The sequence below is a fragment of the Pseudomonas sp. RC10-4-2 genome (assembly GCF_050433085.1).
Lineage (GTDB): Bacteria > Pseudomonadota > Gammaproteobacteria > Pseudomonadales > Pseudomonadaceae > Pseudomonas > Pseudomonas aeruginosa.
Genome location: NZ_JBNPXX010000004.1, coordinates 257,659 through 279,445 on the forward strand (window position 1 = coordinate 257,659; position 21,787 = coordinate 279,445).

23 protein-coding genes are annotated in these 21,787 nt (G+C 67.7%); 9 read left to right on the top strand and 14 right to left on the bottom strand.

What is annotated here, in order from left to right:
* Positions 1-36 precede the first annotated feature (36 nt).
* The 4 genes from tpsB2 to trpI all read right to left on the bottom strand — a co-directional run bounded on the left by tpsB2 (position 37) and on the right by trpI (position 3,636).
* A complete protein-coding gene (gene tpsB2, locus FHW81_RS19985) occupies positions 37-1,725 on the bottom strand; it encodes a two-partner secretion system transporter TpsB2 (RefSeq protein WP_106120528.1) in 1,689 nt (562 codons plus the stop codon).
* Positions 1,726-2,021: 296 nt separating this feature from the next.
* On the bottom strand, positions 2,022-2,249 hold the full coding sequence (locus FHW81_RS19990) for a DUF1161 domain-containing protein (RefSeq protein WP_003097347.1): 228 nt from the start codon (positions 2,247-2,249) through the stop codon (positions 2,022-2,024).
* Positions 2,250-2,432: 183 nt separating this feature from the next.
* Positions 2,433-2,648, bottom strand: coding sequence for a dodecin (locus FHW81_RS19995; protein WP_003097345.1), 216 nt, complete (start codon positions 2,646-2,648; stop codon positions 2,433-2,435).
* A gap of 100 nt (positions 2,649-2,748) precedes the next feature.
* The gene (gene trpI, locus FHW81_RS20000; RefSeq protein ID WP_003114633.1) at positions 2,749-3,636 is read right to left on the bottom strand and encodes a trpBA operon transcriptional activator TrpI; all 888 of its coding nucleotides are present in this window, start codon (positions 3,634-3,636) and stop codon (positions 2,749-2,751) included.
* 103 nt (positions 3,637-3,739) lie between these two features.
* Here trpI and trpB point away from each other — a divergent pair, with 103 nt between their 5' ends.
* The 4 genes from trpB (at position 3,740) to FHW81_RS20020 (ending at position 6,933) form a co-directional block, all read left to right on the top strand.
* Positions 3,740-4,948, top strand: a complete 1,209-nt coding sequence (gene trpB / locus FHW81_RS20005) for a tryptophan synthase subunit beta (RefSeq protein ID WP_003097340.1) — start codon at positions 3,740-3,742, stop codon at positions 4,946-4,948.
* Positions 4,945-5,751: a tryptophan synthase subunit alpha gene (gene trpA / locus FHW81_RS20010; protein ID WP_003115801.1), complete on the top strand. Its 807-nt coding sequence runs from the start codon at positions 4,945-4,947 to the stop codon at positions 5,749-5,751. The genes trpB and trpA overlap by 4 nt, the downstream gene beginning before the upstream one ends.
* Positions 5,752-5,936: 185 nt before the next feature.
* Positions 5,937-6,560 (top strand): response regulator transcription factor, encoded by a 624-nt coding sequence (locus FHW81_RS20015; RefSeq protein WP_003111192.1) that lies wholly within the window; start codon positions 5,937-5,939, stop codon positions 6,558-6,560.
* A gap of 7 nt (positions 6,561-6,567) precedes the next feature.
* Positions 6,568-6,933 carry an Hpt domain-containing protein gene (locus FHW81_RS20020; RefSeq protein ID WP_003097330.1) on the top strand — a complete coding sequence of 122 codons (366 nt, stop codon included), beginning with the start codon at positions 6,568-6,570 and terminating at the stop codon, positions 6,931-6,933.
* On the opposite strand, the gene FHW81_RS20025 is transcribed toward FHW81_RS20020, so the two are convergent.
* Entirely contained in the window at positions 6,912-7,289 is a 378-nt protein-coding gene (locus tag FHW81_RS20025; RefSeq protein WP_003114635.1) for a DOPA 4,5-dioxygenase family protein, read from the bottom strand. The genes FHW81_RS20020 and FHW81_RS20025 overlap by 22 nt on opposite strands.
* 10 nt (positions 7,290-7,299) lie before the next feature.
* Positions 7,300-8,214 carry a choline sulfate utilization transcriptional regulator gene (locus FHW81_RS20030; protein ID WP_004347070.1) on the bottom strand — a complete coding sequence of 305 codons (915 nt, stop codon included), beginning with the start codon at positions 8,212-8,214 and terminating at the stop codon, positions 7,300-7,302.
* A gap of 112 nt (positions 8,215-8,326) precedes the next feature.
* On the opposite strand from FHW81_RS20030, the gene betC reads away from it, so the two are divergent.
* The 3 genes from betC to FHW81_RS20045 are packed head-to-tail and all read left to right on the top strand — an operon-like array spanning position 8,327 to position 12,336.
* On the top strand, positions 8,327-9,838 hold the full coding sequence (gene betC, locus FHW81_RS20035; protein ID WP_003097323.1) for a choline-sulfatase: 1,512 nt from the start codon (positions 8,327-8,329) through the stop codon (positions 9,836-9,838).
* A gap of 16 nt (positions 9,839-9,854) precedes the next feature.
* Positions 9,855-10,778 (top strand): choline ABC transporter substrate-binding protein, encoded by a 924-nt coding sequence (locus tag FHW81_RS20040; protein ID WP_003118485.1) that lies wholly within the window; start codon positions 9,855-9,857, stop codon positions 10,776-10,778.
* Between the two features lie 4 nt (positions 10,779-10,782).
* Positions 10,783-12,336, top strand: a complete 1,554-nt coding sequence (locus tag FHW81_RS20045; protein ID WP_106120529.1) for a SulP family inorganic anion transporter — start codon at positions 10,783-10,785, stop codon at positions 12,334-12,336.
* 3 nt (positions 12,337-12,339) lie between these two features.
* Here FHW81_RS20045 and FHW81_RS20050 read toward each other — a convergent pair whose 3' ends face one another.
* From FHW81_RS20050 to hemF, 5 genes are all read right to left on the bottom strand, one after another.
* Positions 12,340-12,942, bottom strand: coding sequence for a hypothetical protein (locus FHW81_RS20050; RefSeq protein ID WP_106120530.1), 603 nt, complete (start codon positions 12,940-12,942; stop codon positions 12,340-12,342).
* Positions 12,939-14,225 carry a peptidylprolyl isomerase gene (locus FHW81_RS20055; RefSeq protein ID WP_023095010.1) on the bottom strand — a complete coding sequence of 429 codons (1,287 nt, stop codon included), beginning with the start codon at positions 14,223-14,225 and terminating at the stop codon, positions 12,939-12,941. The genes FHW81_RS20050 and FHW81_RS20055 overlap by 4 nt, the downstream gene beginning before the upstream one ends.
* Positions 14,206-15,192 carry a phospholipase C gene (locus tag FHW81_RS20060; RefSeq protein WP_003111200.1) on the bottom strand — a complete coding sequence of 329 codons (987 nt, stop codon included), beginning with the start codon at positions 15,190-15,192 and terminating at the stop codon, positions 14,206-14,208. The genes FHW81_RS20055 and FHW81_RS20060 overlap by 20 nt, the downstream gene beginning before the upstream one ends.
* 110 nt (positions 15,193-15,302) lie before the next feature.
* A complete protein-coding gene (aroE, locus tag FHW81_RS20065; protein ID WP_003111201.1) occupies positions 15,303-16,127 on the bottom strand; it encodes a shikimate dehydrogenase in 825 nt (274 codons plus the stop codon).
* Positions 16,128-16,184: 57 nt separating this feature from the next.
* The gene (hemF, locus tag FHW81_RS20070) at positions 16,185-17,102 is read right to left on the bottom strand and encodes an oxygen-dependent coproporphyrinogen oxidase (protein ID WP_003097311.1); all 918 of its coding nucleotides are present in this window, start codon (positions 17,100-17,102) and stop codon (positions 16,185-16,187) included.
* A gap of 190 nt (positions 17,103-17,292) precedes the next feature.
* On the opposite strand from hemF, the gene FHW81_RS20075 reads away from it, so the two are divergent.
* A complete protein-coding gene (locus tag FHW81_RS20075) occupies positions 17,293-18,270 on the top strand; it encodes an NADPH:quinone reductase (RefSeq protein WP_003111202.1) in 978 nt (325 codons plus the stop codon).
* 9 nt (positions 18,271-18,279) lie between these two features.
* On the opposite strand, the gene FHW81_RS20080 is transcribed toward FHW81_RS20075, so the two are convergent.
* From FHW81_RS20080 to FHW81_RS20090, 3 genes are all read right to left on the bottom strand, one after another.
* Positions 18,280-18,837: an L-threonylcarbamoyladenylate synthase gene (locus FHW81_RS20080; RefSeq protein WP_003097300.1), complete on the bottom strand. Its 558-nt coding sequence runs from the start codon at positions 18,835-18,837 to the stop codon at positions 18,280-18,282.
* A 40-nt stretch (positions 18,838-18,877) separates the two neighbouring features.
* Positions 18,878-19,966: a DNA-processing protein DprA gene (gene dprA / locus FHW81_RS20085; protein WP_030047946.1), complete on the bottom strand. Its 1,089-nt coding sequence runs from the start codon at positions 19,964-19,966 to the stop codon at positions 18,878-18,880.
* A 134-nt stretch (positions 19,967-20,100) separates the two neighbouring features.
* Positions 20,101-21,126: a LysM peptidoglycan-binding domain-containing protein gene (locus FHW81_RS20090; RefSeq protein ID WP_003097294.1), complete on the bottom strand. Its 1,026-nt coding sequence runs from the start codon at positions 21,124-21,126 to the stop codon at positions 20,101-20,103.
* Positions 21,127-21,264: 138 nt separating this feature from the next.
* On the opposite strand from FHW81_RS20090, the gene def reads away from it, so the two are divergent.
* A complete protein-coding gene (gene def, locus FHW81_RS20095; RefSeq protein WP_003107059.1) occupies positions 21,265-21,771 on the top strand; it encodes a peptide deformylase in 507 nt (168 codons plus the stop codon).
* The last annotated feature ends 16 nt before the right edge of the window (positions 21,772-21,787 follow it).

The window sequence follows — 21,787 nt, forward strand, 5'->3', positions numbered from 1 at the left end:
GCGCTTTCCTAAAGCGTTCAGGAGGTCGCCGCGTCTTCAGAAGAACGCGTCGACCCGGAAATAGATCGGGTGCTCGCGCCGCTCGATGGCGCTGGGCCGCTCCAGCGAGCGGGCGAAGCCGACGCTGGCGGCGAAATAGCGGCCGCGGGCATCCAGTTCGATGGCGTTGCCGCTCATGCGCCCGCTGGCGCCGTCGTTGTAGCGGTCGTGGCGGATCACGCCGACGTCGTAGGCGAAGGCCACGCCGTATTCCTGCAGCCAGGGCCGCAGCGGCGCCCATTCCACCGCACGCCGCCAGCGCAACTGGTTGCGCCAGTAGCCGCCGCTGTCGCCGGTCAGGGTCTGGTCCTTGAAGCCGCGCACCGATCTGTTGCCGCCGAGGCTGATGCGCTGCGGGCTGAACAGCACGTCCTCGCTCCTTTGCCCGGTGGCCAGGCTGTCGAAGCTGAAGCGCTCACCCCATAGCTGGAACGGCTGCAGGTAGCTGAGGGTCAGGCTGTACTTGTCGTAGCGCGCATTCGGATCGCCCGCGTGCGGGTGGCCGCGACCCTGCGCGCCAAGGGCGCCGATGCCCTGCTGCCAGCCGAGGTCGAGGTTGACGAAGCCACTGCCGATCCGCCGGCCATGGTTGAAGCCGAGCTGGGTCTCGGTGATCCGCGTGCTCTGGTCTTCCAGGCGGGTGTCTTCGACATAGTTGTTGGTGCGCTGGTGGCTGAGCCCCAGGCTCATGGCGGTCTTGCTCACACCGTCGCGGTGCAGCACGCGTTCGGCGCGGAACTGGTGGCTGCGGCTGTCGCCATCGAGCTTGAAGGGGAAGCCGCTGGCCTCGTTGCGCGTGCGGTAGTCGCTCTGGCTGTAGCCGTAGGTGAAGGTCCACCAGCCCCAGGGCAGGCTGTAGAACAGGCTCTGGCTGTCGGAATGGCGCCAGCGGTCGGTCACCGCGTCGCGGTTGGCGCGCAGGTTGAGCTGGTCGGCCAGGCCCAGCGGGCTGTCCCAGTCCAGGCCCAGGCCCATCTGCTGCTCGCCGGTGCTGACGTCGCCGTCGTTGTTGCGCGTGGCGGAGACCCGCCAGGGCTTGTCGCGCTCGCCCTTGAGACGCACCCGGCTGCCGCCGACCTCGCTGCCGGGCACCAGCTCCAGTTGCGCCTGGCGCGACGGCAGGCGGCTCAACTGGTCGACCAGTTGCTCCAGCTCGCGCAGGTCGAGCAACTCGCCGGTCCTGCCCGGAAAGCTCATCGTCAGTTCGCGCGGGCTGGCCAGCGCGGAGCTGTCCAGGCCCTCCAGGCGGCCTTCGACGACGATGATGCGCAGGGTCCCGGAGGCCAGGTCCTGCTGTGGCAGGTAGGCGCGGGTGGTGACGTAGCCGCGATCCAGGTAATGGTCGGTGACGGCCTTGAGCAGCGCATTGAGCTGGCCGACGCCCAGGCAGCGCCCCTGGTAGGGCGCCAGCAGTTGGCGACGCGCGCTTTCGCCGAGGTGCCCGGCGCCCTCCAGCTCGATGCGGCGGATCTCGAAGCAGCGCTCGTCGTCGCCGGAGGCATCCGCAGCGGCGGGCGCTCCCTTGCCGGGCAGTTGCTGGAGTTCCTCCAGGCGCTTGCGCTGTTCGTCCAGCAGGCGCTGCTGGCGGTCGCGGATCAGGTCGCGGTCGCCGGGGGAGGTGAAGGGGGCGGCGCTGGCCATGAGCGGCAGGCACAGGAAGATAAAGGCCAGGCGATGGAGAGCCACGATTTCATTCCTTGAAATACAGAAAGGCGCGATGTTGGCCCAGCGGCTACAGCGGGTAAGCAGGAATATTCCGAAATCCGTCTTCCATGAGTCGGACAATCCGGAAGTAAGGCACAAGGCCATCTGGGCGTGCCGAAAAACCTAACACAGACTTTGGGATTAATCCGTTAGATGGCACGCTTTCTCGACGAGCTGCAACAAGACCCATCGTTGGCAGGGTACTCATCGCGGCAAAAAGAAAGGGCCGGCTCCCATGGGAAAGCCGGCCCCGGATACTGCTCGTCGCAGGCGCTGCATCAGCCGCGCTGGTAGACGATTTCCTTGGTGCCGCCGTCGCAGGTGCCGACTACCTTCTTGTCGGTGACGCTGCCCTTGTCGACGATTTCCAGGGTGTAGGCAGGAACGCCGTTGGCCTTGATCTTCGCATCGATCTCGGCTTTCAGTTCCTCACAGGGCTTGGCGGCGAATGCGCTGCCCGCCACGGCAAACAGGCCGACTGCCAACATCAACTTCTTCATGAACACATTCCCTCGTTGCATGGATGAAGACCCGAACGGGTCAGGCTTGCCAAATGCGGCAAGGTTGAGACGAGCGCGCCGCCCATGGAGGCACGCCGCCCTCATAGCCTGTGCATGATCCGGCGAAGCGGAAAGACACGGCGGCCTTTCCAGGGCGCAGGCGATCGTGGACAGGTTTCCAGGGTGCCATCAGCTATTGGCGATACGGAACCCTACTTTCAGGGTCACCTGGTAATGGCCGACGGCGCCGTTCTCGATGTGCCCGCGGGTATCCACCACCTCGAACCATTCCAGATGCTGGATGCTCTTCGCCGCTTCGGCGAGGGCGTTGTTGATGGCGTCCTCGATGCTGGTCTTGGACGAGCCGACCAGTTCGATCTTCTTGTAGGTGTGGTGATTGGACATGAACTCTCTCCCCGGACGATGCCTGGTTCTTCGCGCCCGACGGGCGCCTCTGTTCAATGGACACTAGCCGAGCCGGAAAAGTGCAGCAAATCGCCAGCGCTCAGCCTGCCAACTGCTCCCGCAACCATTGCGCCAGGCGCCCGGCACGCGGATCGTGGAGGCGTGCCGGTACCCACAGGGCCAGGCGCGCATCGGTCTCGATGAAGCCCCAGGGCGCCGCCAGGCGGCCCGCGGCGAGATCGTCGCGGACCAGCGGCTCCGGGGCGATGGCCACGCCGAGGCCCGCCACCGCCGCTTCCAGCAGGTAGTAGAGATGCTCGAACCCCTGGCCATAGCGCAGCGCCTCCGCCGCCAGCCCCTGGCTCGCGGCCCAGGCCGGCCAGGCCTGGGGTCGCGAGGCGGTATGCAGCAGCGGCTCCTGCAACAGCCGCGCGGCGGGCGCCTGGGCCAGGCCGGTTTCCTGCGCCAGGCGCGGGCTGACCACCGGGCCCATGCGCTCGGGCGCCAGTTCGAAGACCTGCATGTCCGCCGGCCAGGGCGGCTCGGCGAACCAGAGCATGGCGTCCAGGCCGGGACGACGCGGATCGAACTCGCCCTCGCTGGTGGACAGTTGCAGGCGCAGGTCGGGGAGGGCACGGTTGAGCTGGTCCAGCCGCGGGATGAACCAGCGCGCCAGCAGGCTGCCGGGTACGCCGAGGACGAACGGGGCCTCGGCGGTCTGCCGGCGCAGCTCGGCACAGACGCCACGCAGTCGCTCGAACGCATCGCCGCAGGCGTCACGCAGGCGAACGCCGGAATCGGTGAGTTTTACGCCGCGTCCATCCTTGCCGAACAGGGCCACCCCGAGATCGTCCTCGAGCAACCGCACCTGCCGGCTCACGGCGCCATGTGTAACGTGCAGTTCCTCGGCCGCCAGGCTGATGCTGTGCAACCGGGCAGCGGCTTCGAAAGCGCGCAGGGCATTCAGGGAAGGGAGGTCGCGGCTCATGGCTATTCGTGAGTTTTCCTGACAGGTTTGCGCAATCTTATCGGTTTCTTTTACCCGGCGGGGGGATTAGATTCTGCCCATACGTCATTTCCTGGAGCCCTCCATGACTTCCTATCGCAACGGCCCCGACGCAAAGGGCCTGTTCGGCCGCTTCGGCGGCCAGTACGTCGCCGAGACCCTGATGCCGCTGATCCTCGACCTCGCCCGCGAGTACGAGAAGGCCAAGGACGACCCGGCGTTCCAGGAGGAACTGGCCTACTTCCAGCGCGACTACGTCGGTCGGCCGAGCCCGCTGTACTTCGCCGAGCGCCTGACCGAGCACTGCGGCGGGGCGAAGATCTACCTCAAGCGCGAGGAGCTGAACCATACCGGCGCGCACAAGATCAACAACTGCATCGGCCAGATCCTCCTGGCCCGGCGCATGGGCAAGAAACGCATCATCGCCGAGACCGGCGCCGGCATGCACGGCGTGGCCACCGCCACCGTCGCCGCGCGCTTCGGCCTGCAGTGCGTGATCTACATGGGCACCACCGACATCGACCGGCAGCAGGCCAACGTCTTCCGCATGAAGCTGCTGGGCGCCGAGGTGATCCCGGTGACCGCCGGTACCGGTACCCTGAAGGACGCCATGAACGAGGCGCTGCGCGATTGGGTGACCAACGTCGATAGCACCTTCTACCTGATCGGCACGGTCGCCGGCCCGCATCCGTACCCGGCGATGGTCCGCGACTTCCAGGCGGTGATCGGCAAGGAAACCCGCGAGCAACTGGCCGAGAAGGAAGGGCGCCTGCCCGATTCGCTGGTCGCCTGCATCGGCGGCGGCTCCAACGCCATGGGCCTGTTCCACCCGTTCCTCGACGACGCCGGGGTGCAGATCGTCGGCGTGGAAGCCGCCGGCCACGGCATCGACACCGGCAAGCACGCGGCCAGCCTGAACGGCGGGGTTCCCGGCGTGCTGCACGGCAACCGCACCTTCCTGCTGCAGGACGCGGATGGCCAGATCATCGACGCACACTCCATCTCCGCCGGCCTCGACTATCCCGGCATCGGCCCGGAACACGCCTGGCTGCACGACACCGGCCGCGTCGAGTACACCTCGATCACCGACGACGAAGCCCTGGAGGCCTTCCACACCTGCTGCCGCCTCGAAGGCATCATCCCGGCACTGGAAAGCTCCCATGCCCTGGCCGAGGTCTTCAAGCGTGCGCCCAGCCTGCCCAAGGAGCACATCATGGTGGTGAACCTGTCCGGTCGCGGCGACAAGGACATGCAGACCGTCATGCACCACATGCAACAGGAGTCGAAAGCATGAGCCGCCTGCAGACCCGCTTCGCCCAGCTCAAGCAGGAAAACCGCGCCGCCCTGGTGACCTTCGTCACCGCCGGCGACCCGGACTACGCGTCTTCCCTGGAAATCCTCAAAGGCCTGCCGGCGGCCGGAGCCGACGTGATCGAACTGGGCATGCCGTTCACCGATCCGATGGCGGACGGCCCGGCCATCCAGTTGGCCAACATCCGCGCCCTCGACGGCGGCCAGACCCTGGCCAGGACGTTGCAGATGGTCCGCGAATTCCGCAGCGGCGACAGCGAGACGCCCCTGGTGCTGATGGGCTACTTCAACCCGATCCACCACTACGGCGTCGAACGCTTCATCGCCGAGGCGAAGGAGGTGGGGGTGGACGGCCTGATCGTGGTCGACCTGCCGCCGGAGCACAACGAAGACCTCTGCCACCCGGCCCAGGCCGCCGGCATCGACTTCATCCGCCTGACCACCCCGACCACCGGCGACCAGCGCCTGCCGACGGTGCTAGAAGGCAGTTCCGGGTTCGTCTACTACGTGTCGGTGGCCGGCGTCACCGGCGCCAACGCGGCGACCCTGGAACACGTCGAGGAAGCGGTGGCGCGCCTGCGCCGGCATACCGACCTGCCGATCGGTATCGGCTTCGGCATCCGCAGCGCCGAACACGCCGCCGCGGTCGCGCGGTTGGCCGACGGCGTGGTGGTCGGCTCGGCGCTGATCGACCGGATCGCCAAGGCCCGCGACAATGCCCAGGCGGTCAAGGATGTCCTCGCCCTGTGCGGCGAGCTGGCCGAAGGCGTGCGCAACGCACGCTGACAGACCCTGACAGCGGCATTCGCCAGGCGCAGGCAACCCGCTGCGCCTGGCCTTGCGTTGCACGCTGCCAGAACCGTGAGGAAAAATTCACGGTCACTTTCAGAAACGTCTTATTGTCCGCCGACTCTGCCGAAGCCTTGAATAGCGCCTCACCCAAATAGCCAACGCATTCAAAGAAGGTTCGCATGAGTAAGGTGCTGATCGTCGATGATCATCCCGCTATCCGCCTGGCCGTGCGCTTGCTGTTCGAGCGCGACGGTTTCACCATCGTCGGCGAGGCCGACAACGGTGCCGAAGCCCTGCAGGTAGCCCGCAAGAAGTCTCCCGACCTGGCCATCCTGGACATCGGCATCCCCAAGATCGACGGTCTCGAAGTGATAGCCCGCCTGAAGTCCCTGAAGCTGGACACCAAGGTCCTGGTCCTGACCCGGCAGAATCCGGCGCAGTTCGCCCCGCGCTGCCTGCAGGCCGGCGCCATGGGCTTCGTCAGCAAAAGGGAAAACCTCTCCGAGCTGCTGCTCGCCGCCAAGGCCGTGCTGGCCGGCTACATCCACTTCCCCACCGGGGCGTTGCGCAGCATCAACCAGCAGAGCCGCGACAACGAGGCCCGCATGCTGGAAAGCCTTTCCGACCGCGAGATGACCGTGCTGCAGTACCTGGCCAACGGCAATACCAACAAGGCCATCGCCCAGCAGCTGTTCCTCAGCGAGAAAACCGTGAGCACCTACAAGTCACGCATCATGCTGAAACTCAACGCCCATTCCCTGGCCGGCCTGATCGATTTCGCCCGCCGCCACGAGCTGATCTGAGGATCCCATGCGAACGTTCGACCTGACCGCCGCCCTGGGCGACCGCGCCAACCAACCGGAGATCAGCCGCCTGCTCGTCGCGCAGCTGATGACCAGCAACAACGAAGACACCCGCAAGCTGCGGCGCGCCCAGGAGCGCGAGCAGACCCAGGAACTCAACGAGCTGGCGCACCGCCTGGCGGGCATGGCCTCGCTGATCCACGCCCACGCCGTGGAACGCGCCTGCCACCAACTGGAGATCGCCTGCGGCGAAAGCTCCGTGCGCAAGCTCGCCGATGCCGTCGACGACCTGGTGACGGCACTGGGCGAGCTGCAATGCGAACTGCACGACTGGATGACGATGACCGCGCCTCAAGGCACGGCGAAGTCATAGCGTTGCGGGCCTTCGTCCAGGATCGACAGGTCCAGCGGGCGAATGGCTCCCATCCAGATGGCTCGGTCGCGATGGTCGAGCAGATCGTTGCCGGTGACCGGGTGGATGAACACCACCAGGTCCTGCCGATGGATGGCCAGCCAGGGCACCAGCTCGCCGAACACCTCGGGAGCGAATGCCAGCTGGCAGCTCCAGTCCGGATGCGGCCCTACCGGCCGCTCATGGACCCGCCCCATCTTCAGCGGAAAGCGCCGCGCCGCCTCTTCGCAAAGGGCGCGGGCTCGCTCGATGCTCTGCGCATCGAAATAGACGTGAGCATGGAAGCCCTGGATGCGGGGGGTGGAATACTCGTTCATCGTCACCTCTTCAAGCGCCGCCGGCCTGCAACTCGGCCTGCAGCCAGTCGACGAAACCGTCGACCAGCCGCTGGCGCCGCTTGCGCTCCGGCAATACCGCATAGTACCCGTATCGCGACAGGCAGCTCTCGCCAATGGGCCGGCAAAGCAGCCCCTGTTCGAGCAGGCCGTCGACCAGGTGGCGCCAGCCGATGGCCACGCCCTGGCCGGCGATGGCCGCCTGGATCAGCAAGGTGTAGTTGTCGAAGCTGAGCACCGCCGGAATCGGCTGCCGATCGATGGCCAACGCTTCGAACAACGCCGGCCAGTCGAACCAGCGGGCGTGCTGCGCCGGCTTCAGATGCAGCATCGGCAGGCGCGCCAGGTGCACCTTGGCCAGCGGCAACTGCAATCCCTCGACCAGGCGCGGGCTACAGACCGGGAACACCTCCTCGCGAAACAGCCGGTGCGCTTCGCCGTGCTTGGAACGACCGTCGCCGAACAGGATCGCCACGTCGATATCGCCGCGCTGGCCGGCCAGGCCGCGCTCGCTGGTCACCAGGCTCACGTCCAGATGCGGATGGGCCTGGTGGAAGCGCGGAAGGCGCGGCATCAGCCAGTAGGCGGCGAAGGCGTAGTCGGTGGCCACCTGGAGCACCTCGTGGCGCTGGCGCGCGCCCAGCGCGGCGATGCCGGCATCGATCGTCTCGAGGCCGGCGGCCACGTGGCGGAGCAGGAGCTGGCCGGCGTCGGTGAGCACGATGCCTCGATGGACGCGCTGGAACAGAGGGGTCGCCAGCTCCTTCTCCAGGCGTTTGATCTGCTGGCTGACCGCAGGCTGGGTGGTCCCCAGCTCCTCGGCGGCAGCGGTGAAGCTGAGCTGGCGGGCGGCGGACTCGAATACCCGGAGCAGGTCGAGGCACAGCGGCATGAGGCGTTCTCCCATAAGCCAGGCTTATCCAACGCATCCAGCCCCATGCGGTTTACCAGGGATTTCGATGCACTGATGATCGACGCAGCACTATCGCATAACCCAATCGCATGGGATAAGCCGCCCGATGAAGACCTCGCCGAACATCCTGTTCATCATGGCCGACCAGATGGCCGCGCCGCTGCTGCCGCTTCACGATCCGCGCTCGGTGCTGCGCATGCCTCACCTCTCGCGCCTCGCCGAACGGGCCGTGGTGTTCGACTCGGCGTACTGCAACAGCCCGCTCTGCGCGCCGTCGCGCTTCACCCTGGTCAGCGGTCGCTTGCCTACCCGCATCGGCGCCTGGGACAACGCCGCCGACTTCGCCGCCGATACCCCCACCTACGCCCACTACCTGCGCAACCTCGGCTATCGCACGGCGCTGTCGGGCAAGATGCACTTCTGCGGTCCCGACCAGTTGCACGGCTACGAGGAACGCCTGACCAGCGACATCTATCCGGCGGACTATGGCTGGGCGGTGAACTGGGACGAGCCGGAGGTGCGCCCGAGCTGGTACCACAACATGTCCTCGGTTTTGCAGGCCGGTCCCTGCGTGCGCACCAACCAGCTGGACTTCGACGAGGAGGTGGTGTTCAAGGCCCGCCAGTACCTCTACGACCATGTTCGCCAGCACGCCGGCCAGCCATTCTGCCTGACCGTGTCGATGACCCATCCGCACGACCCCTACAGCATCCCGGCGAGCTACTGGAATCTCTACCGCGACGAGGACATCCCGCTGCCGCGCCAGCGCTTCGCCCAGGAGGAGCAGGACCCTCATTCGCAACGCCTGCTGAAGGTCATCGACCTGTGGGACAAGCCGTTGCCCGAGGAGCGCATCCGCGCCGCCCGGCGTGCCTACTTCGGCGCCTGCAGCTACGTCGACGCGCAGATCGGTGCGCTGCTGGCGACCCTGGAGGAATGCGGGCTGGCCGACGACACCATCGTGGTGTTCTCCGGCGACCATGGCGACATGCTCGGCGAGCGCGGCCTCTGGTACAAGATGCACTGGTTCGAGATGGCCGCGCGCGTGCCGCTGCTGGTCCATGCGCCGGCGCGCTTCGCGCCGCGCCGCATCGGCGCTTCGGTATCCACCGTGGACCTGCTGCCGACCCTGGTGGAGCTGGCCGGCGGCCAGGTCGATCCACGCCTGCCGCTGGAAGGCCGCTCGCTGCTGCCGCACCTGCGCGATGGCAGCGGGCATGACGAGGTGATCGGCGAATACACCGCCGAGGGCACCCTCAGCCCGCTGATGATGATCCGCCGCGGCGACTACAAGTTCATCTACTCCGAGCAGGACCCCTGCCTGCTCTACGACCTGCGCAACGACCCGCAGGAGCGCGAGAACCTCGCCGCCAGTCCGGCCCATCGCGGAACGTTCGAGGCGTTCCTCGACGAGGCCCGGCGACGCTGGGACATCCCCGCGATCACCCGCGCCGTACTCGACAGCCAGCGCCGCCGACGCCTGGTGGCCGCCGCGCTGGCGCGAGGACGGCTGGCCAGCTGGGACCACCAGCCGTGGGTCGATGCCAGCCAGCAGTACATGCGCAACCATATCGACCTGGACGATCTCGAGCGCCGCGCGCGCTTCCCGCAACCCTGAGCACGAGGGCACCTCCATGAACCGGCTTCCCACCTGCCTGCTGGCCGCCACCCTGTTCCTGGGCAGCGCCTCGCTATACGCCGAAGACCCCGCCTGTGCCCGCGTCAGGCTGGCCGATCCAGGCTGGAGCGATATCGCGGTGACCAACGCCACCGCCGCGTTTCTCCTGGAAAGCCTCGGCTACCAGGTGAAGATCGATACCCTGTCGGTGCCGATCATCTATGGCGGCCTGCGCGACGGCCAGGTGGACGCCTTCCTCGGCGGCTGGATGCCCGCGCACCAGGACTATCACGACAAGTTCGTCGCCAGCGGCCAGGTCGAACGCCTCGGTCGCAACCTCGACGGCACCCGCTTCACCCTGGCGGTGCCGCGCTACGTCTGGGACGCCGGCGTACACCGCTTCGAGGACCTCGCCGCGCAAGGGCAACGCTTCAACCGCAAGCTGTACGGGATCGGCTCCGGCGCGCCGGCCAATCAGTCGATCCAGAAGATGATCGACGCCAACCAGTTCGGCCTCGGCGACTGGAAGCTGGTGGAGTCCAGCGAGCAGGCGATGCTCGCCGAACTCGGCCGGGCCGAGAAGCGCCAGCGCTGGCTGGTGTTCCTCGGCTGGACGCCGCACCCGATGAACATCCGCCATGACCTGCGCTACCTGGAAGGCGGCGAGCAGTACTTCGGCGACCGCGGCCAGGTCTACACCCTGGCACGCAAGGGCTACGCCGCGCAGTGCCCGAACCCGGCGCGGCTGCTGGCCAACCTGCGCTTCGACCTGGACATGGAGAACCGCCTGATGAGCGACGCGCTGGAAGGCACGGCGACTCCGGCCTCGGCGACCCGCGCCTGGCTCAAGGCCAACCCGCAGGTGCTCGAGGCCTGGCTGCAAGGGGTGACCAGCCGCGACGGCGGCGACGCCCTGGCCGCGGTTCGCGGCCAGCCATAGCGCCATGTGGACGCGCCTGCTGCCGTTCCTCGCCTGGCTACCGGGGCTACGCCGGGGCACGCTCGGGCGCGAGGCCTGGGTCGGCCTGAATGGCGCGATCCTGGCACTGCCGCAATCGATGGCCTATGCGCTGATCGCCGGCCTGCCAGCGGAGTACGGCCTGTACGCGGCGATGCTGCCAGTGGCGATCGCCTGCCTGTGGGGCTCGTCGCGCTACCTGGTGAGCGGTCCCACCGCGGCGATCTCGGTGCTGCTGTTCAGTTCGGTGGCCCCCCTGGCGCCGCTGGGCAGCCCGCAATACGTCCAGGCCGTGCTGCTGCTGACCTTTCTCGCCGGCGCCTTCCAGTGGCTGCTCGGCGTCCTGCGCGTCGGGTCGCTGGTCAATTTCGTCTCGCATTCGGTGATGCTCGGCTTCACCCTTGGCGCGGCGCTGCTGATCGTCCTCGGCCAACTGCCCTATCTTCTCGGCCTGGCCGCGAGCGGGGAGGGCGCAGCGCCGGGAAACGGCTGGCGGCTGCTGGCGCGGTTCGCCGAGTTCGATGGCCCATCGCTGCTGGTGGGCGGCTTCAGCTTCGCGCTCAGCCTGCTGGTCAGGCGCCTGCGACCGCGCTGGCCGGCCCTGCTGCTTGGCTTGCTGGGCGGTGCCACGCTGGTCTGGGCGCTACCCGGGACCTTCGCCTCGGTAGCCCATGTGCAGGCCTTATCGAGTGCACTGCCGGGTTGGAATCCGCTGGTCTTCGATCCCCGATCGATCCTCGACCTGCTACCTGCGGCGGTGGCCTGCGGCATGCTCGGGCTGGTCACCAGCCTGTCGATCGCCCGCGCCCTGGCCGCGCGCCAGGGAGACGCGTTCGATGCCAACCAGGAGGTCCGCGCCCAGGGCCTGTCGAACCTGCTCGGGCCTTGGCTGTCGGCGAGCCTGTCGGCGGGTTCCTTCACCCGCTCCGGGCTCAATCTGGAAGCCGGTGCGCGCTCCCCGCTGGCGGGTGCGTTTTCGGCGCTCTGGGTGGCACTGCTGGCCGTGCTCGGTGCGCGCCTGATCGAACATGTACCGTTGCCGGCGATGGCCGCAGGCATCCTGCTGATCGCCTGGGGCCTGATCGACCGCCCGGCGCTCCGCGCGCTCTACCGCAGCGGCCGCGCCGAATGCCTGGTGGCCGGCCTAACCGCCCTGGCCACGCTGCTGTTGCCGCTGCAGAACGCCATCTACGCGGGAGTGCTGGCGTCGCTGTTCTTCTACCTGCGGCGCACCTCGACACCACGCGTACTGCGCCAGCGCAACGACGAGGAAGAAGTGCTACGCATCGAAGGCTCGATCTTCTTCGGCGCCTGCGACTACCTGCAACGCCTCATGCGCCAATGCGACAGGCCACGGCTGGTGCTGGACGCCCGCCAGGTGAACTTCATCGACTTCGCCGGCGCAGTGCTGTTGCAGCAGGAAGCCCGCCGCCTGCACGCCGAGGGACGCCGCCTGGTATTGCGCCACGCTCGCCCGCAGGTCCGCGAAGCACTGGGCCGGCAGGCCGACGAAGGCTGCCGCCTGCACTACGAAGGCTGACGCTCAGGGCGCCGCCGGCGATGTCGGTGCGCTGTCGCCGGGCAGCAGTTGCGGCGATTCCCGCTGCAGCTTGTCGCGCATCATCTCCAACTGTCCAAGGGCGGCGCGAGCCTCGTCGATTTCCTCGGCGCTGCGCTCGCCACCCTGTTCGGCCGCCTCGATCCGCGCGCGGATTTCCGGGATCTGCTGTACGCCGCTGGTGTAGGCCTGTACCAGTTCGCGAGTCTGTCGTTCCTCGAAGGCCTGGTACTGCTTCGGATCGGCCAGCTCCTGCGCCGTCGCGCCCTGGCGTGGTTGCAGGCCGCCGAGCGGCGGGCTGCGCGGGTCGCCCTCGTCGCGCAGCATCTGCATGAACTGGATCGCCTGCTCGCGATCCAGTTCCGCCGCCGGCGGCTCCGCCTCGTACGCCGGTGCCACCGCTTGCGATCGTACCGGCGCCAGCGGCGGCGGACGGTCGTCGACCGCGGGCAGCGCCGCAACCGTCCTGGCTGGCGGCGGAGAAGACGAGGAAGCGGCCATATCGGCGGGCGCCAGCAACACGCCGGCGCAGGCCAGGGCGATCGCCAGCCCGCTGCAGCCGAGGGCAACGCCGAGCCAGCGCGTCACAGGCCTTCCACCCTGGCGCCGGCCAGCAGGTTGCGCAGGCGCGTCTCGAACTGTGCTGCCAGTTGCTCGCGCGCCACCGCCTGGTTCACCTCGAAGCGCACGCTGCGGTCGTCGAGGGGCAACTGGCGATCCTCGCGGCTACGCACCCGGACGATCTCGAACGCGCCGTCGATGCGCATCGGCTGGGAAACCGTATCGGCCTTCTGGATCAGCGCAGTCTTGCGCAGCAGGTCGAGCCGGCCGTCCTGGGGCCGTATCAGGCCTAGGTCGCCGGGCGGGTCGCGGTCCCTGTCGTCGGCCAGGGAATAGCGGCGTACCGCCTCGTCGAAGGCCAGGCCGCCGCGCAACTCGGCGTAGACCTTGTCCGCGCTCGCCTGGTCGGCCAGGCGGATATGCGCCGCCTGCACCTGCGCGACGTTGCGGTAACGCTCCAGGTTGCGCCGATAGTAGGCCTCGGCGTCCTTGTCGCTGACCTTGCCGGCGAGTTCCCGCAGCGCATCGGACTCATGGTGGAAATCACTGTAGAGGCCGATCTGGTGCAGATAGCGATGGCGCACCAGCTTGTCCCGCACCAGGGTCCTCACGCCCTGCCGCTCTGCCGGGCCGAAGCCGTCCCGGGCCAGGCGGTACCAGAGGTAGTCGCGGCGGATGCGGGTCTGGACCTGGCGCGCCAGGTAGGCGAGGTTGCCCTGTTGCAATTCCACCTGGCCCTGGACGTTGTCGCCTTCGTACAGCGATAGCAGGTCGAGGACCTGTGCCGGCTGGCCGGGAAACTGCCAGCCGATCAGCTCGACCCCGGCCGCCTCGCGGCGCTGCGTCTCATCCAGCAGCAGGCTGTTTTCCACCAGGCCGCGGCTCCTCGGCGCCAGCACCTCGCGCAAACGCTCCGCGCTCAGGGCCCGGGGCTGGCGCAGGTATGGCCCGAGGTCCTCGCGGTAGCGCCTGCCGTATACCTGTTCGAGCAGGTTGCCGGCCTCGATCTCCACGCTGGCGTCGAGATCGGCGCGGCTCTGCGCGGTGAGCTGGTCTTCCACCGCGCGCGCCAGCAGGCGGTTTTCCACCAGGCCGCGGCGCAACTGCTGCGGGTCGGTGTTGAACTTGACCCGCGACAGGGCCTGCTCGAGCAGGTCGACGCTTTTCCCCGGCAGCACCTCGCCGTCGATCCGCAGATCCTGCGGCGCCTTGGCGGGGACGCCATGGGCGCTCCACGCCAGCAGCCCGAGGACGATCCCGCACAGTGCGCGACGCCAGCCCCGGGCGCGATCAGAGAGCAGTCGGTGCATCGAAGCTGTTGGCGCCCTTGGTCAGTACGGTGACGGTCAGGGCGATGGACTCGGGAATCAGCTCCTTCGCCACCCGCAGGCGCGTCTCGTAGCTGGTGTCGTAGAGCGGTTCGGGACGTGCGTAGGCGACCTGGCCGGTCTGGGTGAGCAGGTCGCGGATGCTCTTGCTCGGATCGTAGCGCCCCACCAGGTTGGCCACCGCCGCCGGGTCGTTGAGCTTCTCGCTGGCGTAGTGGTCGTCGACCCAGCCTTCCCAGCTGGAATGGCCGTTGGCCGAGGTGATCCACACATGGTGCGGCTGGGCCACGTCGCCGGTGGCGTGCAGGGCATAGCCGATGGTCTGCAGCGAAGGCGCGGCGCGGAACTGCTCGAACCAGTAGGTGGCGAGGTTGTCGATCGGCTGGAAGGCGGCGGTCTGGAAGTCGCCGTAGTGCTCCTGCCAGTCCGAGCGGGTGCCCTGGCGGTAGTGCGCCTCGGTGGTGTCGAAGTCCTCGCGCTTCAGCTCGCGGTTGTAGAGATAGACCATGGCGTACCAGTCGACGTCGGCGATGCCGCCGTCGACCTTGTGGTAGCGGTAGTCGTAGCCGCCGTGGGGGTTGCCATGGGAGTCGCCGTCCCGGGCCAGGTTGAGGAAGTGCCAGTACGAGGTGTAGTTGACGATGCCCGAAGCCGCGCCCCACAGCGGCGCGTGTTCGTAGCCGACCCACCAGCCCCCGAGACGGGTGTCCTTGAAGTCGTCCACGTCGAAGGCCGCCTGGCCGAGGATCTCCCCGGCCTGCGCCTCGCTGCCGGCGGCGCTCACGTAGAACCGGTAGGCCTGGCGCATCTCCTCGGTGGCGTAGGAGGAGTTCATGAAGGCCAGGGCGTCCTTGACGATGTTCTTATGGGTCGGTTGCGACCAGGCGTTGGCCTGGCTGGCGATGGCGCAGATGCAGAGACCGGCGGCCAGGCGGGCGAAGGTTTTCATCGGCAGCGCTCGAGAGTGAGTGAAGCCTGAAGTCTTAACCCGGTTTTGTGATTCCTACATGTCAGATGGAAGCCAATTTGAGACGTACGTCTCAAATTCCGCCTGACAACTCAGACAGTTGCCAACTGTCGGCGCAGCGTCTCCAACACTGGCGCCGAGGCAGGACGCACGCCGCGCCAGAGGAAGAATGCCTCGGCGGCCTGCTCCACCAGCATGCCCAGGCCATCCAGGGTACGCGCCGCACCGCGTTCGGCGGCCCAGCGGTTGAAGGCAGTCGGTTCCTTGGCATACATCATGTCGTAGCAGACGGTACGGCCGGGCTCGATCACGCTCTGCGCCAGCGGCGGCACGTCGCCGGCAAGACTGGCCGAGGTGCCGTTGACGATCAGGTCGAAAGGCCCTTCGACCTCGGCGAAACCGCAGCCGTGCACCGCGCCGAGGTCGGCGAACCGCTCGGCCAGGTCCACGGCCTTCCGCGCCGTGCGGTTGGCGATCAGCAACTCCGCCGGGCACTCGCCGAGGAAGGGTTCGAGCACCCCACGCACCGCACCGCCGGCGCCGAGCAGGAGAACCCGCTTGCCGCGCAGCTCGACCCCGGCGTTCGCCGTCAGGTCCCGCAGCAAGCCCGCGCCGTCGGTGTTGTCGCCGCGCAGGCGACCGTCGGCCAGGCGGATCAGGGTGTTCACCGCCCCGGCCCGGGTGGCCCGCTCGCTCAATTCGTCCACCAGACGATAGGCCTCTTCCTTGAACGGCACGGTGACATTGGCGCCCTTGCCCTGCTCGAAGAAGCGCCGGGCGAACCCGGGGAAATCGTCCAGCGGCGCCAGCTGCGCGTCATAGACCAGCGCCTCGCCGGTCTGCTCGGCGAACAGGCGGTGGATCAGCGGCGACTTGCTGTGGCCGATGGGGTTGCCGAATACGCAGTAGCGGTCCATGGGTCGTTCCTTTGCCGGAGTGGGACGGGACGAGCGGACTCGTCCCCTGCGGGCGGGTCAGGGCTGGCCGGCGAGCCAATCGCGGTCGGCGAGGAAATACTCGGTCAGGCGCGCTTCCTCGCTGCCCGGCTCGGGTTTCCAGTCATAGCCCCAGCGCACCTGCGGCGGCAACGACATCAGGATCGATTCGGTACGGCCGCCGGACTGCAGGCCGAACAGGGTGCCACGATCGAAGACCAGGTTGAACTCCACATAGCGACCGCGACGATAGGCCTGGAACTCTCGCTGCCGTTCATCGAACGGCGTGTGCTTGCGGCGCTGGACGATCGGCAGGTAGGCGTCGATATAGGCATCGCCGATGGCGCGGATGAAGGCGAAGCAGGTGTCGAAGTCCCACTGGTTGAGGTCGTCGAAGAACAGGCCGCCGATGCCGCGCGGCTCGTTGCGGTGCTTGAGGTGGAAGTAGCGGTCGCACCATTCCTTGTAGCGCGGGTAGACGTCCGCGCCGAACGGCGCGCAGGCGTCGCGAGCGACCCGGTGCCAATGCACGCAGTCTTCCTCGTGGGCGTAGTAGGGGGTCAGATCGAAGCCGCCGCCGAACCACCAGACCGGCTCCTCGCCTTCCTTCTCGGCGCAGAAGAAACGCACGTTGGCATGGGACGTCGGCACGTGGGGGTTTTCCGGATGGATCACCAGCGACACGCCGAGCGCCTGGAAACCGCGCCCGGCCAGTTCCGGCCGATGGGCGCTGGCCGAGGGCGGCAGGCTATCGCCGAAGACGTGGGAAAAATTCACCCCGCCCTTCTCGATCAATGCGCCGTCGCCGATTACCCGCGTCCGTCCGCCGCCACCGGCCGGACGCTCCCAGGCGTCCTCGGCGAAGCGGGCCTTGCCGTCCTCCGCCTCGAGGGCGGCGCAGATGCGGTCTTGCAGGTCGAGCAGGTAGGTTTTGACAGCGGCGATACGGTCGGTCACGGAGTTCACCTTGGAGCGGGGAGGCCGCGCGGGGCGCGGGCTGGCGACGAAACGAGGGCGCAAGCATACCACCCTGGATGGGTAGCCGGCGCTTGACGGCCGTCAAGGGGAAGGCTTGGATGAAGGCCTTTACCCAGGGTCGCCCACCCGGCGCGACCGTCCGAAACCCTGACGAAGCAGGAGTTCCAGCATGGCCAAGCGCATCCAGTTCGCTGCCTACGGCGGCCCCGAAGTCCTCGAATACCGCGACTACCAACCCGCCGAGCCGGGCCCCCGGGAAGTCCGCGTGCGCAATCGCGCCATTGGCCTGAACTTCATCGACACCTACTACCGCAGCGGCCTCTATCCGGCCCCCGGCTTACCCTCGGGACTGGGTAGCGAAGGTGCCGGCGAGGTCGAGGCGGTGGGCAGCGAAGTGACCCGTTTCAAGGTCGGCGACCGCGTCGCCTACGCCACCGGCCCCCTGGGCGCCTACAGCGAACTGCATGTGCTGGCGGAGGAGAAGCTGGTCCACCTGCCCGACGGCATCGACTTCGAACAGGCCGCCGCGGTGATGCTCAAGGGGCTCACCACCCAATACCTGCTGCGCCAGACCTACGAACTGCGGGGCGGCGAAACCATTCTCTTCCATGCCGCCGCGGGCGGCGTGGGCCTGTTCGCCTGCCAATGGGCCAAGGCCCTTGGAGTGCAGCTGATCGGCACCGTCAGCTCGCCGGAAAAGGCACGCCTGGCCAGGCAGCACGGTGCCTGGGAGACCATCGACTATAGCCATGAGAACGTGGCGCGGCGGGTGCTCGAACTGACCGACGGGAAGAAGTGCCCGGTGGTCTACGACTCGGTGGGTAAGGATACCTGGGAAACCTCGCTGGACTGCGTGGCGCCGCGCGGCTTGCTGGTCAGCTTCGGCAACGCCTCGGGGCCGGTGACCGGGGTCAACCTGGGCATCCTCTCGCAGAAGGGTTCGCTGTACGTGACCCGGCCGACCCTGGGCAGCTACGCCGATACCCCGGAAAAACTCCAGGCGATGGCCGACGAGCTGTTCGGCCTGATCGAGCGCGGCGACATCCGCATCGAGATCAACCAGCGCTTCGCCCTGGCCGAAGCAGCCAGGGCGCATACCGAACTGGCCGCACGGCGAACCACCGGCTCGACCGTACTGTTGCCCTGAAGCGCGTACTCAGGCCGGGCGGATGACCTGTCCGGTCACCAGGTCGCGGATCAGGCTGGGGTTGCGGCGCCCGCCAAGGGCGCCGCCGAGGATAGCGTCCAGCTCGTCGTGGAAGTATTGCTCCACCCGCAGCCGCGTGCGCGCCGCCGGGCGCCCGGCCGGATTGGCCGAGGTGGAGATCAGCGGACCGGTGAGATGGCACAGTTCCTGTACCAGGGGATGGTCGGTGACCCGCACGGCGACGCTGTCGTGGACGCCGGTGACCCACTCCGGCAGGCGCTCCTGGTGCGGCACCAGCCAGGTGTTCGGCCCCGGCCAGGTACCGGCCAGGCGGTCCAGCCAGACGTCCGGCAGGTCTTCGAGAAGGAAGTCGAGCTGGTGGATGTTCGCCGCCACCACGATCAGGCCCTTTTCCACCGGCCGCGCCTTCAGCGCCAGCAGGCGATACACCGCATCCTCGTTCCACGGGTCGCAGCCGAGCCCCCATACCGCCTCGGTGGGATAGGCGATCACGCCGCCCTCGCGGACGACCCGGGCGGCGCATTGCGCACGAAAGCTGCTGATCATCGACTCACTCCAGCGGACAGGGTGCGCGAAGTGTACGGTTTCAGCCGGAGCGATGCACCCAGGTGCCGGCCTCGCAGGCGACCCGGCCGTCGAGTTCCAGTTCGCTGAGCGTCGCCAGCACGTCGGGCAGCGTCATGCCGCTGGCGGCGGCCAGGCCTTCGCTGGTGTAGGGCGCGGCGCGCAGCAGCGCCAGCAAAGGGTGGGGCAGGGGCTGCACCGGCGCTTCCGCTGGCTCCGCCTGCGCCCAGCCGCGCAGTGCTTCGAGCACGTGCCCGACGCTTTCCACCAGCAGCGCGCCATCGCGAATCAGCTGGTGGCAGCCACGTGCGCCGGGATGGTGGATGGAGCCCGGGATGGCGTACACCTCGCGACCCTGTTCCGCCGCCAGCCGCGCGGTGATCAGCGAGCCGCTGGCGGGACTTGCCTCGACCACCAGCACACCCAGCGAGAGTCCGCTGATGATGCGGTTGCGCCGGGGAAAGTTTGCCGGCAGCGGCGGGCTGTCCAGCGGCAGTTCCGAAACCAGCGCGCCGCCATCCTCGACGATGCGCCGCGCCAGCGCCTCGTGGCGGCGCGGATAGAGCCTGCGCAGGCCGGTGCCGAGGACTGCCACGGTCGCGCCGCCAATCTCCAGCGCGCCCTCGTGGGCGGCGCCATCGATTCCCAGGGCCAGCCCGCTGGTGATGGCGAAGCCGCCCTGCGCCAGGCTGCGCGCAAAGCTCCGGGCGGTGCCCAGCCCGGCGGGGCTGGCGCGGCGGCTGCCGACCATCGCCAGTTGCGGCCGTTCCAGAGTCTCCGGGGTGCCTTCGACGTACAGCAGCGGCGGGGCATCGGCGACTTCGGCGAGCAGTGCCGGGTATCCCGGGTCGTCCCACATCAGCAGGTGCCTGCGCGGACCTTCCAGCCAGCGCAGGGCTTCACCCGCCGCTTCCCGCACCGCCGGGCTGCGCCGCGCGGCAGCGGCCTCGGCAGGCACTCCCAGGGTGCGCCAGGCGCCGGCTGGCGCGGCAAGCGCGGAAGAGGCCGAACCGAAGGCCTCGATCAAGCGCAGGAAGCGCATGGGTCCCAGTTCGGGCAGGCCATGCAGACGCAGCCGTGCTTCCAGTTCGGCTGGAGAATGGTTCTTCATTGCGACTCATCCATAGCAGGCAGGTCCATCGCTGACAGGAAGAAGGGAAGGGTCCGGCTTCCATCCTGGAAACCGTCGTATGAAATTTCCTTCCCCCAGAAACGCGAAACCCCCGCCGAGGCGGGGGTTTCGAGTCAGGGATTCTGCACCCTGTCGGTTACCGAGAGCGGCCTGCTGGCCATCAGAACCAGGGCGTAGCTCAGCTTCTTGTAGGTACGGAACACCATCAGCAGGCCGGCGCGTTCGTCGGGAATCTTCACCGACTCACCGGTAACGCGGTCGCGCACCGTCTCGCCGACCTTGTAGATCGCCAGCACGTTGCCCTCGGCCAGCCCGTCGCGCTGGCCACGGTTCAGGGTGACCACGTCGAACTGGCCGATCTGGGTCACGCCGCGCGGTACGTCGATGATTTCGCCCTTCACCTCGCGGCTCGGCTCGCCGGGCATGAAGGTGGAATTCACCGCACGCTCCTCGGTGGGGAACAGGCGGTCGCCCAGGCGCACTTCCTGGGTGGTGCGGGTCAGTGCCAGGGTCGCGACGTCGCCTTCGGTGGCTACCACCTCGCCGCCGCCGATGTCGTCGGCGTTGATGCCGAGGACTTCCTTGGTCTTCGGATCGATGTAGACCTTGCCCTGGCGGAAGATGCCATAGGCCGGCTGGCCGTCGGCGAACTTGCCGCGAGCGTAGATGCGGTCGCCGGTGCCGCTGACGATCCGCTCGGCGTTGCCGGCGACGATGTACGGCGCACTGGTGAAGGTCTTCTCGTCATCGACGATGCGGTTGGCCAGCAGGAAGCTGTTGATCTTGTCCAGCGGGATGGTCGGGATGGCCTCGGCGATCGGCGTGCTGCGGATCTTCGGCGACAGCTTGATGGTCCCGCGCGATTCGCCACGGTTCAGCACCAGGCGCGGCTGGCCATCAACGTAGACCAGGCTGAGTGTGTCGCCGGGGTAGATCAGGTGGGGATTCTGGATCTGCGGGTTGGCGTGCCAGAGTTCCGGCCACTTCCATGGCTGGCGGAGGAATTTCCCCGAGATGTCCCACAGGGTATCGCCCCTGACCACCGTGTAGCGGTCCGGATGCCCTTCCCTGAGGTCGACCTGGGCCTGCGCCAGACCGCTCGCGGCAAGGAGCAGAAGGGCGACTAGTGATTTCCTCATGCAGTGAATCCCTTTATCATGTCGACATACGCGAAACGCCCGAAGCCCGCGAGAATCGCGGTCTGAAGCCGTTTTCAAGCTGCGCGCCATCTTAGCAGCGGATTTTCAATCGATTCCACAAGTGCATCACAAACGCATATGGCCATCCTGAACATTCTCGAATTCCCCGATCCGCGCCTGCGGACCATCGCCAAACCGGTGGAGGTGGTCGACGACGCGGTGCGCCAGCTGATCGACGACATGTTCGAAACCATGTACGAAGCCCCGGGCATCGGCCTCGCCGCGACCCAGGTGAACGTGCACAAGCGCATCGTGGTCATGGACCTCAGCGAAGACAAGTCCGAGCCGAGGGTATTCATCAACCCCGAGTTCGAACCGCTGACCGAGGATATGGACCAGTACCAGGAAGGCTGCCTGTCGGTACCCGGCTTCTACGAGAACGTGGACCGACCGCAGAAGGTCCGGATCAAGGCCCTCGACCGCGATGGCAACCCCTTCGAGGAAGTCGCCGAAGGCCTGCTGGCGGTATGCATCCAGCACGAATGCGACCACCTCAACGGCAAGCTGTTCGTCGACTACCTGTCCACCCTCAAGCGCGACCGCATCCGCAAGAAGCTGGAAAAGCAGCATCGACAGCAGGCGTGACCCCATCCCCCAAAGG